The sequence below is a fragment of the Massilia mucilaginosa genome, from assembly GCF_011682145.1.
In the GTDB taxonomy this organism is placed as follows: Bacteria; Pseudomonadota; Gammaproteobacteria; order Burkholderiales; family Burkholderiaceae_D; genus Telluria_A; species Telluria_A mucilaginosa.
Genome location: NZ_WHJH01000401.1, coordinates 1 through 222, shown reverse-complemented (window position 1 = coordinate 222; position 222 = coordinate 1). Strand labels below are relative to the sequence as shown.

1 rRNA gene is annotated in these 222 nt (G+C 51.8%); it reads right to left on the bottom strand.

From position 1 onward, the window contains the following. Positions 1–222: ribosomal RNA gene (locus F2P45_RS37585) — 23S ribosomal RNA — on the bottom strand; the annotation flags it as partial.

Sequence of the window (222 nt, the reverse complement as noted above, 5' to 3'; positions counted from 1 at the left end):
GTACGGTCTCGTATGACTGAAGCTTAGAGGCTTTTCTTGGAACCACTTCCGATTGCTTCAGAACCTAAGTTCCTCGTCTCGACCCCTTGAATTCCGCGCCCGGATTTGCCTAAGCGCCTTCTATGAGCCAAAAACCAACACTTCCAACCGTTGGACAACCTTCCGCGATCCGTCCCCCCATCGCATCATACGACGGTGCAGGAATATTAACCTGCTTCCCAT